The organism is Izhakiella australiensis, assembly GCF_002006995.1.
GTDB lineage: Bacteria > Pseudomonadota > Gammaproteobacteria > Enterobacterales > Enterobacteriaceae > Izhakiella > Izhakiella australiensis.
Map to the genome: position 1 here is coordinate 13,561 of NZ_MRUL01000019.1, position 13,984 is coordinate 27,544.

The window sequence follows — 13,984 nt, forward strand, 5'->3', positions numbered from 1 at the left end:
CAGCTATACTTAAAGCACACTAATGTTTATTCAAGGAAGTGTGCTATGATCCGCACGGTCGTTCCCCCCTATATTCTCAATAAAATCATCAGCAACGGCGCCAGCCATCAACAGAACTGCGCCCGTCAGACGCTGACTCATATACAAAGCCTGATGGCGGCCCCGCAAAGCAAACCTCGCGCCAGCCAGAGCGCTAAAGCCGGCAGCGCAGTGCGTGAAATTTATGACGCTTATCACAGCCAGAATTTACCCGGTGAGTTGGTGCGTAGCGATACGCAACAAGGCAGCGATGATGTCGCAGTCAAAGAGGCCTGGGAATACCTGGGCGTTACTTATGATTTCTACTGGCAGGCCTATCAGCGAAACTCGCTGGACAACCGGGGGCTATCGCTGCTGGGCAGCGTGCACTACGGCCAGGACTATCAGAATGCCTTCTGGAACGGCCAGCAGATGGTGTTTGGCGATGGCGATGGCGAAATCTTTAATCGCTTTACCATCGCCATTGACGTAGTAGCGCACGAACTGACCCACGGCGTAACCGAGTCGGAAGCCGGACTTACCTATAGCGGTCAGTCCGGCGCGCTGAATGAATCGGTTTCCGACGTTTTTGGTTCTCTGGTAAAGCAGTTTCATCTGCAGCAAACTGCCGACCAGGCGGACTGGCTAATCGGCGAGCACCTGCTGGCGAAGGGCATTAAAGGTAAAGGGTTGCGGTCAATGTCTCATCCCGGCAGCGCATATGACGATCCGCTCCTCGGCAAAGATCCTCAGCCGGACGCTATGACCGGCTATATTGAGACCCGCGATGACAATGGCGGTGTACACCTTAATTCCGGCATTGCTAACCGGGCATTTTACCTCGCCGCCAGCGCTATCGGTGGATTTGCCTGGGAAAAAGCGGGCTATGCCTGGTATGACACGATTTGCGACAGCGCGCTGCCCCAGGACGCCGACTTTAAAACCTTCGCCCGGCTCACGGTTAATCACGCTAAAAAACGCTTTGATGATAAAACGGCCAGCGCCATTGAAGCGGCGTGGCAAGAGGTAGGAGTGCTGTAATGAACGGTATGCCAGAGCTGAGCGATGACGCGGTAATCGAGCTGGCACGCGAAGGCGGCGTGGCTTTTATTCCCAAATTTGCCGAACCAAGACGCATAACCCTGGCGCAGCTTTCTGCCGATAAGCGCGCTGCGGTGTGTCAAACGCTGCAGGCGGCGCTGGCGCTAGCTAAACCCGCCTCAGAAGCCAGTGATATGGGCAGCGGCGATCGGCGCTACTTTCGCATTGAAATCAGCTGGACTACGCGCCCGCAGGGTACAAGCGTTGTCGTGCTGATCGCGGAGCAGGACGCCCCGGCAACGCTGCAATCGCTGTGGCGCGACGCGGTGCAGTAAGTGCTGACTGGCATGCCGTCCAGATTAAACCCAGCGCGCGATAAGCGATAGCTTGCTGCCAGCCCTAACCAGGCAGACTCAGGAAACGATTGCCCGCGATCGGGAAACCATGCCGTGAGTTTTACAAAAGTAATCAACCGCACCGCAGGCTTTGAGCACCTTGAGCGCTTCGCCACATTCCGGGCATAAAGGCTGGCTGCCGAAATGACGGCCGCAGGCCGGGCAGTCAAAGCCGCTGGCCGATTCGTCCAGCAGCTGCTTATCATGAGGGCATAAAGGCATCAGGATATCTCCAACGTGGATATGAATTACCCTGATTGTAGAAAAAAAACAGGGCCGGTAACCCGGCCCTGGTCAAAGTAATTAGCGCTTATTCTTCTTCAGATGCGACATCAGGCGCTTGCGCTTGCGCTGCTGGGTCGGCGTCAGAAGATTGCGCTTGCCGGCGTAGGGATTCTCCCCTTCCTTAAACTGAATTCGGATAGGCGTTCCCATAACGTTTAGCGACTTGCGGAAATAGTTCATCAGGTAGCGTTTATAGGAATCCGGCAGATCTTTCACCTGAGTGCCGTGAATAACCACGATCGGCGGGTTGTAACCACCGGCGTGGGCGTACTTTAATTTCACCCGGCGACCGCGTACCAGCGGCGGCTGATGGCCGTCCGTCGCCATATGCATAATGCGCGTCAGCAGTGAAGTACTTACGCGACGGGTTGAACAATCGTAAGCTTCGGTGACCGATTCAAACAGGTTGCCCACCCCGCTGCCGTGCAGCGCTGAGATAAAATGCACGCGAGCGAAGTCGATAAAACCAAGGCGATAATCCAGGGTCTCTTTCACTTCATCCTTCACTTCCTGCGACAGTCCGTCCCACTTGTTGACCACGATCACCAGCGAGCGCCCGGCATTGAGGATAAAGCCAAGCAGTGACAAATCCTGATCGGAGATACCGGCGCGCGCGTCAATAACCAGCATTACCACGTTGGCATCTTCGATGGCCTGCAAGGTTTTAATTACCGAGAACTTTTCCACCGTTTCGGTCACTTTGCCGCGCTTGCGCACGCCTGCGGTATCGATCAGGATATATTCGCGCTCGTCGCGCTCCATCGGAATATAAATGCTGTCGCGCGTGGTACCGGGCATATCAAATACCACCACGCGGTCTTCGCCGAGGATACGGTTAGTGAGCGTTGATTTACCCACGTTAGGACGCCCGACGATTGCCAGCTTAATCGGCAGATCCTGCGGATTAAAAGTGTCTTCCTCCTCCTCGGCTGCATCCGCGTTCTCCAACGCTTCCTGCTCCGCCCAGTAGGCCTCATTCTCTTGCTCTTCGGTCAGCGGCTGCGCCTCGACCTCTTCGCCACTCATCCAGGGCAGCAGCACCGTCTCCAGCAGGCTGGTGACCCCGCGACCGTGGGAGGCCGCAATAGGATAAATCTCGCCCAGACCCAGCGCATAAAATTCGACAACCGCCGAATCGGTGTCCACGCCGTCCGTTTTATTCGCTACCAGGAAAGTCGGCTTGTCGCGCATACGCAGATGTTTAGCGATACCTTCATCCGCCGGCATTAATCCCGCGCGGGCATCAACCATAAAGAGCACCACGTCGGCTTCTTCAATCGCCAGCAGCGACTGCGCCGCCATACGGGTTTCCACGCCCTCTTCACTGCCATCAATACCGCCGGTATCAATGCAAATAAACTCACGCCCTTCCACTTCCGCGCGGCCATATTTACGGTCGCGCGTCAGACCAGGAAAATCTGCAACCAGCGCATCACGCGTTCGCGTCAGGCGGTTAAACAGGGTGGATTTGCCGACGTTGGGACGCCCAACCAGCGCAACCACAGGTATCATAACTAAAACCTCATATAAAAATTGCCTGGCCATCCCACAAAGTCGTTCTCAGCGGACGTCTCATAGTTGACGGGGCGAACCAGCGAATGGCGACAAGAATACCACGCTGTAAGTAAAACGAAACGGCCCCTGATAAACTCAGGAGCCGTTTAAGGATAACAGCCGCTCAGGGTTTAACGTTTAAAGACGTAAACCTTGCCATCTTTTGACTGAATAACCAGCTTATCACCAGCCACCACCGGCTCGGTCTGGAAACCTGAGCTGTCGACGTTCTGCTGCGCGACGAAGCGACCGTCTTCGGTGTTCATCCAGTGCAGATAGCCTTCTGCATCGCCGACCACCAGATAACCGTCAAACAACACGGGTGAAGTCAGGTTGCGGTGCAGCAACTCACTCTGGCGCCACAGGGACACGCCACCGTCAGTGCTGAGCGCGTCAACGCGATCGTTTTGGTCAACCAGGTAAATACGATTGCCTTCAACGATAATATCGTGGATGCCGCCGATTTCACGTTTCCACATAATCTGACCTGAGCGCAGATCCAGCGCCGTCAGGTTGCCGTTGTAGGCCAGCGCATAAACCACGCCGTTAACGATCACGGGCGTCATATCGATGTCAGCAAGACGGTCAATTTCAGTGGCGCCGCTCGGCTGCGAAATACGTTGCTGCCAGATAATCTGGCCCTGGTTGAGCATCACCGCGCTGACGCGTCCGTTATCGCCGCCGACGATAGCCGCGCCAAACGCCGTTGCCGGAGCAGACTCACCGCGCAGAGAAAGCGGCGGCTCATCCAGGTTTACCGTCCATTTGATGGTGCCATTGCTGGTATCCAGTCCCTGCAGCAGGCCGTTACTGGTATGAATCAGCACAAGGCCATCGCTGACAACCGGGCGGGAAAGCACTTCGCCCCCGGCCTGGGTTTTCCAGGCTACGCTGCCATCACTGGAGTTAAGGGCGTAAACCACCCCGCGCTCGCTGCCGATATACAGAAACGATCCGGCAGCCGTAACGCCACCAGACAGCATGGCCGAATGGTTTTTCGAGAAGAAACCGGTTTTCTCGGAAAGATCAACTCGCCACTGCTCTTTGCCATCAGCGGCGCTTAATGCTTTAACCACACCGAAACGATCGGCGGCATAGATAAAATTATCCTGCCATGCCGGATGCAGATTAGAGTAGAAATCACCAATGCCGTCACCGACGGATTCACTCCACAGCTTTTCCGGGGTGAACTGATTTTCTACCTTTGGCAGCGGCGACATTTTCACCACGTCCTCTTCACCGCTGAACCATGAACATCCGCTGAGTAAGGTAACTGAAATCAGTCCCGGCAGAAGTATCTTACGCAATTCCATGAAGTCCCTCGTGTGCCCGTTAAGGCCAATTTTATACCAATCCCGCCAGGCCTTAACTCGGCAGATTATTCATTTTCATTTGCAGCATTTCTTTCAGCGCCGAGGCGCCGTTGGCTTCAGTACCTTTCAGCCAGGCTTCGCGCGCGCCCTTAACGTCGCCTTTTTCCAGCAAGACTTCGCCACGAACGTCAGCAACAATTGCAGCCCAGGCGTCGCCTTTAATCTGTTCAAGGGTTTTCAGGGCTTCGTCAGGCTGTTTCTGCTGCAGCTGAATGCGCGCCAGGCGTAGATTAAGCACTGACTGCAGTTCCGCATCGCTGGTGTCTTTAAGACCGGTTTTTAACTGCGCGGCGGCTTTATCCAGCTGGTTAAGATCGACATAGCGCTTGGCCAGCTCCAGCGAAGCCAGCGCACCATACGTATTGCTGTTATCGCCGGCGAACTTCGCAGCGGCTTCCAGCGTTTGCGGTTTGCTGTTGTCCATCGCCGAAATCACCTGCTGCCAGGCGGCTGACGTTTCGCGGGAGGTACTGCTTTCGTGGCTGTTCCAGTAGTGCCATCCAGCCAGTGCGCCAACCCCAAGAATGACGCCCACCACCAGCGCCTTTCCATTCTGGGAAAAGAACCGACGCAGCGCATCAGCCTGTTCGTTCTCGTTGCTATAAATTTCCACGCAACCCTCTCCTTTCGCTTTCGCTCAGCCAGTGCGGCATTATGCTTCTAACAATGTTTCGATGGCCGCAGCGGCCTCATCCTGTGCCAGGGTTTGCTGCTCCCCGGTACGCAAATCTTTAATGACCACCTGACGCGCAGCGACTTCATCTTCACCCAGCACCAGCGCAATGCGTGCGCCGTACTTGTCTGCGCGGGCAAACTGCTTCTTAAAGTTACCGCCGCCGAAGTTAGTCATAAGCTTTAGCGTAGGGCTGGCGTCGCGCAACTGCTCGGCAAAAGCCATTGCTGCCGACTGCACGCCCTGCCCCGAAGCGATAACATAGACATCAACAATGCGTGTCGGTTCAAAATCCGGGTTCACCGCCTGAACTAAAAGTACCAGACGCTCAAGTCCCATGGCAAAACCAACCCCAGGAGTAGCGCGACCACCCAGCTGTTCAACCAGACCGTCATAGCGACCGCCGCCGCAGACGGTGCCCTGCGAACCAAGGCTGTTGGTCACCCATTCAAACACGGTACGGTTGTAGTAGTCGAGCCCGCGCACCAGACGCTGGTTGATCCGGTAGCGGATGCCGGCCGCCTCAAGCAAAGCGCAAAGGCCGCTGAAATGCTCCCGCGACGCTTCGTCAAGATAGTCATGCAGCGCTGGCGCGCTGTTCAACAGTTCCTGAACTACATCGTTTTTGCTATCCAGCACCCGCAGCGGGTTGCTATACATACGCCGCTTGCAGTCTTCATCCAGCTTATCTTTATGCTGCTCAAGAAAGGCCACCAGCGCATCACGATAATCAGCGCGCGCCTGCAGCGAACCGATAGAGTTCAGCTCAAGCGAAACATGGTCGGCGATGCCCAGCGCTTTCCACCAGCGGGCGGTCATGATAATCATTTCAGCATCAATATCCGGCCCCTGCAGGCCAAATACCTCAGCGCCGATCTGATGAAACTGGCGATAGCGTCCTTTTTGCGGACGTTCGTAGCGGAACATCGGTCCGATGTACCATAACCGCTGTTCCTGATTGTACAGCAGGCCATGCTCGATGCCGGCGCGCACGCAGCCCGCAGTGCCCTCCGGACGCAGGGTCAGGCTCTCACCATTGCGGTCATCAAAGGTATACATTTCCTTTTCAACCACGTCGGTCACTTCACCGATAGCGCGCTTAAAAAGCGGCGTCTGCTCAACAATCGGGACGCGGATTTCACTGTAGCCATAACTACCCAGCACCTGTTTCAGAGTGCTTTCAATCCGTTGCCATAGGGCGGTGTCCGCCGGGAGGTAGTCGTTCATGCCACGAATGGCCTGAATATTCTTTGCCACTGAGTTCTTCTCACCTGTTAATAACACAGGCCGAATCACTTCGGCCCGCAGCTGATATTACCTCACGCCAGAACGCGCATACGCTGTGGCGCTAACTTACTTTTCCAGCAGATGGATATTAATACGCTGGTTCTCATCAAGCATTGACGCTTTCGCGCGGATGCGCGCTTCAAGCTGGTCGATCATATCCTGATTATCAAGACGATCGCGCTGACGTACGCCATCCTCATAAAATCCGCTTTTCTTATTGCCGCCGGTCACGCCAAGCGTTGAAACCAGCGCCTCACCGGGGCCATTCACCACACAGCCGATGATGGAAATGTCCATTGGCGTGATGATATCTTCCAGCCTTTGCTCAAGCGCGTTCACCGTGCCAATAACGTCAAACTCCTGGCGGGAGCAGGTCGGGCAGGCAATAAAGTTGATACCGCGTGAGCGAATGCGCAGCGATTTAAGAATATCAAAGCCAACTTTCACTTCTTCAACCGGATCTGCCGCCAGCGAAATACGTAGCGTATCGCCAATCCCTTCGGACAGCAGCAGACCAAGACCAATGGCCGACTTTACCGATCCAGCCCTGGCGCCGCCCGCCTCGGTGATCCCAAGATGCAATGGCTGCTCAATCTGTTTTGCTAACAGGCGATAAGATTCAACCGCCAGAAATACGTCAGAAGCCTTAACGCTGACTTTAAACTGGTTAAAGTTAAGCCGGTCAAGGTGGTCAACATGACGCATGGCGGACTCAAGCAGCGCCTGTGGCGTCGGCTCACCGTACTTTTCCTGTAGATCTTTTTCCAGCGAACCGGCGTTTACACCAATACGGATAGGGATACTTTTATCGCGCGCGCAGTCCACTACCTGACGAATACGCTCGTTATTGCCGATGTTGCCCGGATTAATGCGCAGGCAGTCCACGCCATACTCAGCCACTTTCAGCGCAATGCGATAATCGAAATGAATATCAGCGACCAGCGGCACGTCGACCCGCTGCTTGATAAGCTTGAACGCTTCGGCAGCGTCCATGGTTGGAACCGACACGCGGACGATGTCTACACCAACGCGTTCGAGGGATTTAATCTGGTTTACCGTCGCGTCCACATCCGTGGTGCGGGTATTGGTCATCGACTGAACGGCGATGGGGGCGCCATCGCCAACCGGCACCTTGCCGACGTAAATGCGCGTTGATTTACGCCGAATAATGGGCGCTTCATTATGCATAGAAGTTCTCCACAATCACTCGTAAAAACCGGGAACTCAATGAGCTCCCAGCGTCAGACGAGCAACCTGGTTGCTACGAATAAAACGACTTAGATCCACCGGTTTACCTTCAAACTGGATCTTTACCGCAGCCGGGGCACCAATTTTAAGACGATAAGGTGGCGTGCCAGCGAGGCTGAGTTTACCACCATTACGCTGCATACCGCTGAACAGTTTCTTGCCTGCCGCATCGGTTACTTCCAGCCAGCAATCGCTGGTGAAATCCATGACAACGGCGTTGGGATCGTTGGGCATCGCCGCATCACTCGCGTTCGCTGGCGGGTTTTGCGGCGCGTTTGAGGCAGCAGCGCCGTTATCAATCGCCGCCTGACTCGGCGGTACGACGGCAGGCGCGGCGCTGTTAGCGCTGGCGTCTGCAGGCGTCTGTGACTGATTCGCTGCGGGTTGCGCCTGGTTGGCCGACGGCTGACCGGCAACCGTTGGCGGCATTGGCGCAGGATTCGCATTGCCCGCTGCGCTATCCGTCGCGCTATTCTGTGTCGACGCGGGCGCAGAGGCGCTACCGCTGGCGTTGCTGTCGGATAACGAGATCGACTGATTGTTATCGCTGCTGCCGCTGTCACTCTGCTGGCCAAGCGAGATCAGGTCCTGCTGAGCGGCCTTGTGGTTCTGCCACCACCAGGCACCCGTCAGGCCGATGACCACAAACAGCACCAGCCAGGTAAAAATCATCAGCCAGCCGTCGCGTTTCTTGCGCCGTTTGCCCAATGAAAAACTTTGCATCGGTTCAACTTTGGCCGCTCTGACCGGAGCCTGCTTTGCCAGCATGGGTAGCAGCTCCTCCTCCGGCACGTGCACCAGACGAGCGTAGGAACGGATATAGCCGCGCACAAAAGTCGATGCCAGATCGGCAGGCGAATTATCTTCTTCAATGTCGCGAATCGTCGAAAGTTTGAGACACAGACGCTCAGCAACATTTTGCTGGGTAAGCCCCATACTTTCACGGGCGGTGCGCAGGCGTTCGCCTGTGGATTGTGCTGCTGAGTTATCTTGAGTGGCTTCAGTATTCATTAGCTAAAAATTGCTGGTACTGTGACGATTGTGGAAAACCTTGCGCCAGCTGTGCAGCGTAACGTTGAACATCACGGCTGCGTCCTGCTGACGCGGCGAAACGAATCTGTAGCCATAAACTCTCAGCCGTAGCCGGAGCCTGGCGCTGATAAATATCCAGTAAAAGGCGGCTCTGTTCGACGTCTCCCTGACTAAACCGCTGACTGGCTTCGGCCAGCATCAGAGACCCCTTACTCCTGTCCGCTTTTACTGCTTTAGCAAATGCCTGGCGGGCAAGCGCTATTTGTCGGGCTTTCAGATAACAATACCCTGCATTATCGTAGCTGTCTGCTCTGGCGCCCGGCTGCGGGCTTTGCAAAGCAGCGCTAAATTGCTGTTGTGCCGCCTCATACTGCCCTAATCCGCAGAGAAACGCACCGTAATTATTAAGCACATAGCCGTTGCCTGCTGCAATTTTCAGCAGCTTGCGATAGCGCATCCCCGCAAGACGGGAATTCCCTCGCAGCTGCTGATAACGCGCCTGGGCCAGCTGGATCCGATAATCGTCCGGCGACAAGCGCTCAGCCTCATCAAGATTGAGCGCGGCCGCAGACAGCGAATGGCGCGCCATGAGTGCCAGTCCCAGCTGCAACCGCGTTTCCGCCAGTGCCTGTCGCTGTTCGCGCTGCTGGCAACCCGCCAGCAGCGCGCAGAACATCATCAGCCCGGTAATTCCTTTACACATTGCGCCTCCAGCATTGCATTGCCGCAATAAATGCTACTGCAAAGCGCCATCAGGTTAAACGCTGTTTGCTGGAAGGCAGGCTAATCGTTGCGCAGTTTCAGAGCGCTTTCACAGAAATGGCTTCACCGGCCAGCTTTTTGCGTATCGTACGCTTAGTACGGTCGATCACTTCCCCCGCCAGCTGACCGCAGGCCGCATCGATATCATCGCCGCGCGTCTTACGCACAATAGTGGTAAATCCATATTCCATCAATACTTTAGAAAAACGATCCACCCGACTGTTGGAACTACGGCCATAGGGCGCGCCCGGGAAGGGGTTCCAGGGAATCAGATTGATTTTACAAGGCGTATCTTTCAACAGCGCCGCCAGCTCATGAGCCTGCTCGGTGCTGTCGTTAACGTGATCCAGCATAACGTACTCAACCGTTACCCGGCCCTGATTGGCGTTGGATTTTTCCAGATAACGCCGCACGCCTGAAAGGAATGTCTCAATATTGTACTTCTTATTAATCGGGACAATTTCATCGCGAATAAGATCATTAGGCGCGTGCAGGGAGATGGCCAGCGCGACGTCGATCATATCACCCAGCTTATCCAACGCCGGCACTACGCCGGAGGTAGAGAGCGTTACCCGCCGCTTGGAAAGGCCAAACCCAAAATCGTCCAGCATAATTTCCATTGCCGGCACCACGTTGGTCAGATTCAACAATGGCTCGCCCATGCCCATCATCACTACGTTGGTGATCGGACGCTGGCCGGTGATACGCGCTGCACCAATGATTTTAGCGGCGCGCCAGACCTGACCAATAATTTCCGCCACGCGCAGATTGCGGTTAAACCCCTGCTGCGCAGTTGAGCAGAATTTGCATTCCAGCGCACAACCTACCTGTGAAGAAACGCAAAGCGTCGCACGGTCATCTTCCGGAATGTAAACCGTTTCTACCTGCTGGTCGCCAACCTGCAGCGCCCATTTGATCGTGCCGTCAGAGGAGCGTTGCTCCATCGCAACTTCCGGCGCCCGGATCTCCGCAAGATCCTTCAACTTGCCGCGCAGCACCTTATTGATGTCGGTCATTTCATCAAAATCGTCGCAGCAGTAGTGGTAAATCCATTTCATTACCTGATCGGCACGAAACGGCTTCTCGCCAAGCGCGGTGAAAAACTCACGCATCTGCGGGCGACTAAGGTCTAACAGGTTGATTTTACTTTTTGTTTCGGGAAGGACGGATGCGGTGGACGCAGGCGTTACAATCAGTTCTGACATAATATTCTCTGGCCTCGTTATTACACGTTATGGCTCTGGTAATGGCGTGAAAAGAAACGCCCTCGATGAGCACGCCGGGCTCATCGAGGGCGCATTATTGTACAAGCGTAGAGCGCTGGGTGAAAGACGCCGGCGTGAATAAATTGTAAAGATGACGAATCTTTAGCCGTAAGACGCCTTCGTCTTCACCAGAACCTTAGCGGGTACGCGGGCAGATTTCGCCTTCGCCAAAAAAGTAGGCGATTTCACGGGCGGCGGAATCGGTTGAATCCGAACCGTGAGTGGCATTTTCGGTAAAGCTGTCGGCATAGTCGGCGCGCAGCGTACCGGCCAGGGCGTTGTCCGGATTAGTCGCGCCCATCAGATCGCGATGGCGCTGAACGGCATTTTCCCCTTCCAGCACCGAGACCACTACCGGACCGGAAGTCATAAACTCGACCAGACCATCAAAGAACGGGCGTCCTTTATGCTCAGCATAAAAACCTTCGGCCTGCTCTTTGCTCAGATGCAGCATTTTAGTGGCGATAATTTTGAAGCCCGCCGCTTCAAAACGATTGAAAATGGAACCAATTACGTTTTTTGCCACCGCATTCGGTTTAACGATGGAAAAGGTACGTTCGATTGTCATATTGACCTCTGTCTTAACTGCAAAATTATGCCGGTTCCACCGGCCTGAGAATCGGCGCAAATTATAGGGGGCGATAGCACGGGCTGCCTATCGGAATTTCAACCATTTAATGAAAAAGCATGATCGCTATCGCAACATACCAGGCAAAAATTTATCTTACGCTAGCCACGACTGAAATTAACCGAGGCTAGCTGCCCCGCTTCGTCCATCACCACCAGCTGATACTGACCCGGTTTGTCCAGGGTCAGGGTCAGCGTGTGATTCAGATTATCCTCAGCCAGAGGCTGGCCGTTAAGAAACCACCAGCGTTCTCTCCCCTGACCGCCCTGCGCGCTGACCGGAAAAGTTAACGTCGTTTTCCCCGGCAGCGGCTGAACCACCTGCCGATCGATAACGCCGGTAATAATCAGCGGCGCGACATCCCCTTGCGTCAGCGGCGGACAGCTGGCATCGCTTTCAGGAAGACGCTGCGCGCGCCGCTCTCCCGGCATCAACCAGGGTTCCAGCGGCAGCGGCCAGACCAACCGCACCCGAGCCTGCGCACCGGGGCAGTCAGCCGCGACGCGTAAACCAGCGCCGTTTTGCCAGTAGTGTAAATGCAATCCTGACAGCCGCTCCTGACCCGGCGCCAGCAGCGTGGGCGGCAGCGTATGATCCAGAACCCAGCTGGTACGACGCTGGCGGCAGTTTTCATCACCGGCAGGCAGCGGCTGACCGCCGGGCCAGCAAATGCTGGCTACGCTAACGGAAGCCGGACGCGGGTCGGTCGGCGCGCCAGTGACCGGCAAACGCCCCATCAACAGGCCATTGATCTGATTGAGCACCGGCACCGCCGAAACCTGACCATACTGACCGGCAACCGGCGTGGCATCCGGGCGGCCAATCCAGACCCCGATAATATATTGCGGATTAATGCCGATAGCCCAGGCATCACGGTAGCCATAGCTGGTGCCGGTCTTCACTGCAAGCGGGACCACCGCGGGTACCTGCCCCGCCGCGTCCGGCTGCGCCTCGCCGGCCAGGATGCGTCGAATGATCCAGGCGGCGCCGGCTGAAAGTAACGGACGCTGATGAAGCGGCTGTCCGCTCAGCCAGCGCAAACCGCCGGCGTTACCCTGACGCGCAAATGCACTGTATGCCGCAACGATTTCATCAAGCCGTGACCCGGTGCCGCCTAAAACTAGCGACAAATTCGGCTCCGCCGCCGGCGGGAAGCGTAAATTCAGGCCAACATTGCGCAGGCGCGCAGCAACGCTTTTCGGCCCCAGCGCTTCAAGCAGCTGCACCGCAGGAAGATTTAGCGAGCGCACCAGCGCTTCACTGGCGCTAACCGGCCCGTGAAAGCCGGTATCAAAATTACCGGGCCGGTAGTCGCCAAACCGGCGCGGCACGTCCTGTAATAGCGACTCGGCATGAATGAGGCCATCATCCAGCGCCATGCCGTACACAAAGGGTTTCAGTACCGATCCCGGAGAACGAACGCTGCTTATCATATCAACCTGACCAAAGCGGCTATCGTCATCAAAATCAACCGAACCGACGTAACCACGGACTTTCATGCTAGTGTGATCCACGACGATCATCGCCAGAGAATTACGCGCTGGCAGCTGATTTTTCAGGTTCTCTGCCACGCTTTCCAGCTCGCGCTGCAACGCAGGATCGATAGTCGAGACAATGCGACTGGCGCGGCTTTGCGTCAGTAAACGTCGGGCCAGCAGCGGCGCCATTTGCGGCACCTGTTTTGGCGGAAACCACACGGGTTCCTGACGGATATCCGCAATTTCACTGGCGGGCCAGACGTGCATAATCGCCAGACGCTGCAAAACTTTATCGCGCGCGGCCTGCGCGCGCTTCGGCCAGCGGTCCGGGCGTAAACGACTGGGAGCCTGCGGCATTACCGCCAGCATCGCCGCCTCGCCTTTGGTCAGCTGTGAAGGTGGCTTACCAAGCCAGCTCCAGCTGGCTGCGCCAATTCCCTCCACCGTACCGCCGAAAGGCGCCCGATTCAGATACAGCGTCAGAATGTCGCGTTTTGACAGATGCCACTCCAGCTGCAGCGCGCGCCAGGCCTGTACTAACTTGCCTTGCAGAGAGCGCGGCTGCGGATCGATTAGGCGTGCCACTTGCATGGTCAGAGTGCTGCCGCCAGAAACCACGCTGCTATGGGTAATATCCTGCCAGGCGGCGCGCGCGACGGCGAAAGGATTGATGCCAGGGTGATACCAGAACCAGCGGTCCTCATAGGCCAGCAGCGCCTGAATATAGGCTGGCGCCACCTCCTCCGGCGTCACAGCATAGCGCCAGACGCCATTACCGTCGGCAAAGCGCCACAGCGGAGTGCCATCTTCCGTGACCACTATCCGCGCGGGTTTTGCCTGCTGTAACGGCAAAGGGAACAGGCGATCCAATCCCCAAAGCAGCAGCGGTGCAATAACAAAAGGCAGTAGCCAGCGCCAGTGCCGGACAAGTCTGTGACCTTTCAC

General features: G+C 56.0%; 13 protein-coding genes. 2 read left to right on the forward strand and 11 right to left on the reverse strand.

From position 1 onward, the window contains the following. Positions 1–45: 45 nt before the first annotated feature. Positions 46–1,059, forward strand: coding sequence for a M4 family metallopeptidase (locus BTJ39_RS19695; protein ID WP_078004426.1), 1,014 nt, complete (start codon positions 46–48; stop codon positions 1,057–1,059). Next, positions 1,059–1,394, forward strand: coding sequence for a protealysin inhibitor emfourin (locus BTJ39_RS19700; protein ID WP_078004427.1), 336 nt, complete (start codon positions 1,059–1,061; stop codon positions 1,392–1,394). The genes BTJ39_RS19695 and BTJ39_RS19700 overlap by 1 nt, the downstream gene beginning before the upstream one ends. Before the next feature lie 78 nt (positions 1,395–1,472). On the opposite strand, the gene BTJ39_RS19705 is transcribed toward BTJ39_RS19700, so the two are convergent. From BTJ39_RS19705 to pbpC, 11 genes are all read right to left on the reverse strand, one after another. Continuing rightward, positions 1,473–1,676, reverse strand: a complete 204-nt coding sequence (locus tag BTJ39_RS19705) for a YfgJ family double zinc ribbon protein (protein ID WP_078004428.1) — start codon at positions 1,674–1,676, stop codon at positions 1,473–1,475. Between the two features lie 81 nt (positions 1,677–1,757). Then, on the reverse strand, positions 1,758–3,251 hold the full coding sequence (gene der, locus BTJ39_RS19710) for a ribosome biogenesis GTPase Der (protein ID WP_078004429.1): 1,494 nt from the start codon (positions 3,249–3,251) through the stop codon (positions 1,758–1,760). 173 nt (positions 3,252–3,424) lie between these two features. Then, positions 3,425–4,606 carry an outer membrane protein assembly factor BamB gene (gene bamB / locus BTJ39_RS19715; RefSeq protein ID WP_078004430.1) on the reverse strand — a complete coding sequence of 394 codons (1,182 nt, stop codon included), beginning with the start codon at positions 4,604–4,606 and terminating at the stop codon, positions 3,425–3,427. A gap of 52 nt (positions 4,607–4,658) precedes the next feature. After that, entirely contained in the window at positions 4,659–5,279 is a 621-nt protein-coding gene (locus BTJ39_RS19720) for a YfgM family protein (protein ID WP_078004431.1), read from the reverse strand. Between the two features lie 39 nt (positions 5,280–5,318). Further along, positions 5,319–6,596 carry a histidine--tRNA ligase gene (gene hisS / locus BTJ39_RS19725; RefSeq protein WP_078004432.1) on the reverse strand — a complete coding sequence of 426 codons (1,278 nt, stop codon included), beginning with the start codon at positions 6,594–6,596 and terminating at the stop codon, positions 5,319–5,321. Positions 6,597–6,692: 96 nt separating this feature from the next. Next, positions 6,693–7,814, reverse strand: a complete 1,122-nt coding sequence (gene ispG / locus BTJ39_RS19730) for a flavodoxin-dependent (E)-4-hydroxy-3-methylbut-2-enyl-diphosphate synthase (protein ID WP_078004433.1) — start codon at positions 7,812–7,814, stop codon at positions 6,693–6,695. Between the two features lie 36 nt (positions 7,815–7,850). Then, on the reverse strand, positions 7,851–8,885 hold the full coding sequence (gene rodZ / locus BTJ39_RS19735; protein WP_078004434.1) for a cytoskeleton protein RodZ: 1,035 nt from the start codon (positions 8,883–8,885) through the stop codon (positions 7,851–7,853). After that, positions 8,875–9,609 (reverse strand): type IV pilus biogenesis/stability protein PilW, encoded by a 735-nt coding sequence (pilW, locus tag BTJ39_RS19740; RefSeq protein ID WP_078004435.1) that lies wholly within the window; start codon positions 9,607–9,609, stop codon positions 8,875–8,877. The genes rodZ and pilW overlap by 11 nt, the downstream gene beginning before the upstream one ends. 97 nt (positions 9,610–9,706) lie before the next feature. Further along, complete coding sequence (gene rlmN, locus BTJ39_RS19745; RefSeq protein ID WP_078004436.1) at positions 9,707–10,873, reverse strand: dual-specificity RNA methyltransferase RlmN; 1,167 nt, start codon at positions 10,871–10,873, stop codon at positions 9,707–9,709. A gap of 196 nt (positions 10,874–11,069) precedes the next feature. Next, positions 11,070–11,501, reverse strand: a complete 432-nt coding sequence (gene ndk, locus BTJ39_RS19750) for a nucleoside-diphosphate kinase (protein ID WP_078004437.1) — start codon at positions 11,499–11,501, stop codon at positions 11,070–11,072. 161 nt (positions 11,502–11,662) lie between these two features. Further along, complete coding sequence (gene pbpC / locus BTJ39_RS19755; RefSeq protein ID WP_078004481.1) at positions 11,663–13,984, reverse strand: peptidoglycan glycosyltransferase PbpC; 2,322 nt, start codon at positions 13,982–13,984, stop codon at positions 11,663–11,665.

Coding starts and splice junctions, on each gene's coding strand:
- BTJ39_RS19695 (WP_078004426.1), top strand. CDS start 46: ATGATCCGCACGGTCGTTCCCCCCTATATTCTCAATAAAATCATCAGC.
- BTJ39_RS19700 (WP_078004427.1), top strand. CDS start 1,059: ATGAACGGTATGCCAGAGCTGAGCGATGACGCGGTAATCGAGCTGGCA.
- BTJ39_RS19705 (WP_078004428.1), bottom strand. CDS start 1,676: ATGCCTTTATGCCCTCATGATAAGCAGCTGCTGGACGAATCGGCCAGC.
- der (WP_078004429.1), bottom strand. CDS start 3,251: ATGATACCTGTGGTTGCGCTGGTTGGGCGTCCCAACGTCGGCAAATCC.
- bamB (WP_078004430.1), bottom strand. CDS start 4,606: ATGGAATTGCGTAAGATACTTCTGCCGGGACTGATTTCAGTTACCTTA.
- ispG (WP_078004433.1), bottom strand. CDS start 7,814: ATGCATAATGAAGCGCCCATTATTCGGCGTAAATCAACGCGCATTTAC.
- rodZ (WP_078004434.1), bottom strand. CDS start 8,885: ATGAATACTGAAGCCACTCAAGATAACTCAGCAGCACAATCCACAGGC.
- pilW (WP_078004435.1), bottom strand. CDS start 9,609: ATGTGTAAAGGAATTACCGGGCTGATGATGTTCTGCGCGCTGCTGGCG.
- rlmN (WP_078004436.1), bottom strand. CDS start 10,873: ATGTCAGAACTGATTGTAACGCCTGCGTCCACCGCATCCGTCCTTCCC.
- ndk (WP_078004437.1), bottom strand. CDS start 11,501: ATGACAATCGAACGTACCTTTTCCATCGTTAAACCGAATGCGGTGGCA.